Consider the following 2,274-nt stretch of genomic DNA (forward strand, 5'->3'; position numbering starts at 1 on the left):
ACGTAAGGAGGCGTCGGCAGCGTCAGATGTGTATATTTTATTTTAATTTTCCATTGTCCCACCGATTCCTACACCAATCACCATAGGAGGACAGGCGTTCGGTCCTGCAAGCTTTACTGCTTCAAGAAAGACTTTTTTCACGCCCTCAATGCCATCAGCGGGAACAAGCATTTTTAATATACTCTTATTCTCACTCCCAAAGCCTTTAGGGCAGACTTTAAGGTGAAGTTTATCACCCTTGATGATTCGCGTATGAATCACCGCAGGAGAATTGTTTGTCGTATTTTTGCGCTCATAGAGTGGCTCTTCTACGACGGATTTACGCAAATAACCCTCTGTGTAACCTTTTTTGATTCCCTCATTAATCGCGTCCTCAAGGTAACCGCCTGTGATATGCACCTCTTGTCCGATTTCTACAAATACTACCGTCATACCTGTATCTTGGCAAATGGGCATCATATTTGTTTCTGCGATTTTGCCATTCTCAATCAATGTATCTAAGATATTTTGTCCCAAAGCCGATTGTTCAGTTTTTTTCGCACCTGCAAACGCTGTCTTGATGTCTGGTGTCTGAATACAGCACGCGTCAATCGCAAGTTTTGCAACAGCGGCTTTAATGTCTTCATATTGCACTTCTCTCATCATTTCCTCCTTGTTAATTTAAACGCTAGTGATTTTACTGCACCAAATGTAAAAAATGCTTTAAATAGTTAGAATTTAGAATCCCCGCTTTGTTTATGGGTTGATTTGCTATAATGAAATCGTCTTTGCGATTCGTAGTAAATTTAAAAGTGTTAGCGAGATTCCATAGCACAGAATCTCGCTAAAATTGCTACTAAAACTAGCCTAAATATCCCGCAAACATTGCGAAAATATAACCAAACACGCAAGAGCTAAATACCCCAATAAGTCCAGGCAAAATAAAGCTATGATTGATGACAAACTTACCAATATGAGTTGTGCCCGAGCGGTCAAACTGAATCGTAGCCAAGTCGCTTGGATAAGTTGGCAAAATATAATATCCATAGCACGCAGGAGCAAAAGCCACGATGATTGCAGGATGCACTCCGATTCCTAATGCCAAAGGCACAAATGCGGCAATCGCTGCGGCTTGTGAATTAACAAATTTTGAAATAAGCAAAAGCATAATTGCATAAGTCCAAGGATAATCTTGCACCACGCTTCCTAGAGCGGTTTTCATCATCGGAGTATGCACTGCAAACATTGTATCTGCCATCCAAGAGATTCCAAACACTGCAACAAGCGCAATCATACCGGAGCGGAAAATTTCATTTTTGCCAATTTTGCCTGCATCTACTTTGGTAAAAATAAGCAAAGCAGAACCTGCAAGAAGCATAAACATTTGAATCGTATCTACCATACTCATTGGCTTGCTTGCGCCTTTGATTGTGAAATGCGGGCGAAGCTCTGGAAATGCACCCAAAATCGCAACAATCGCGATTGCACCCAAGAAAATCCACATTGCTGCCCATTGGACGCCGGGAAGCTTAACACCAAGCAAGGTTTTAGAATCTCCATAAACATATTTTTTAAACTCTTCATCTTTGAGTTTTTCTTGAAATTCCTCGTCTTTGTCCAAGTCTTTGCCTCTAAACCAAGAAAAAATTCCTACAACTAAAACGCCACATAAAGTCGCTGGAATCGTGATTTTGAGCAAATCCACATAGCCATCAAACCCTGCTAAATGGGTTTGTGCATTGAGCAAAAACGCAGTTAAGGATACGACTGCCACAGAAACCGGGCTTGCGATAATTCCCATTTGTGAGGAAATAGAAGAAGCCGCCATAGGACGCTCGGGGCGGATTCCATTTTTGATTGCAATATCATAAATGATAGGCATCATTGTATAAACTACGTGTCCTGTTCCGCAAAGAATTGTTAGAAAACAAGTTACAAAAGGAGCTAAAATCGTTAAGAATCGCGGATTTTTTCTTAGGATTCTCTCTGCAATTTGTAGCATTACATCTAAACCCCCGCTTGCTTGTAAAGTCGCACTTGCGACAACCACCGCTAGAATCGTAAGCATAACAGAAACTGCGGGTTTGCCGGGCTGAACGCCAAAACCAAAAGCCAAAACCAAAAGCCCTACGCCTCCTAAGAGACCAAGTGCGATTCCACCTTTTTTTGCACCATAGAACAAACAAACCAAAACGACAATTAACTGAATCGCAAACTGCGTTCCTTCACTTAAGGACATTAAAAAATCCATATTCCTACCTTTCAAAAATAAATTAACACGGAATTATATTACAA

The 2,274-nt window shown here is 40.9% G+C and carries 1 protein-coding gene and 1 pseudogene; both read right to left on the reverse strand.

Annotation, left to right across the window (positions count from 1 at the left end; genetic code table 11):
- Positions 1–48 precede the first annotated feature (48 nt).
- A pseudogene (locus K2N75_RS05400) lies at positions 49–642 on the reverse strand (fumarate hydratase); the annotation flags it as partial.
- 199 nt (positions 643–841) lie between these two features.
- On the reverse strand, positions 842–2,230 hold the full coding sequence (locus tag K2N75_RS05405; protein WP_297679765.1) for an anaerobic C4-dicarboxylate transporter: 1,389 nt from the start codon (positions 2,228–2,230) through the stop codon (positions 842–844).
- Positions 2,231–2,274 lie beyond the last annotated feature (44 nt).

The organism is Helicobacter sp., assembly GCF_029067145.1.
Taxonomy (GTDB): Bacteria; Campylobacterota; Campylobacteria; order Campylobacterales; family Helicobacteraceae; genus Helicobacter_D.

Coding starts and splice junctions, on each gene's coding strand:
- K2N75_RS05405 (WP_297679765.1), bottom strand. CDS start 2,230: ATGGATTTTTTAATGTCCTTAAGTGAAGGAACGCAGTTTGCGATTCAG.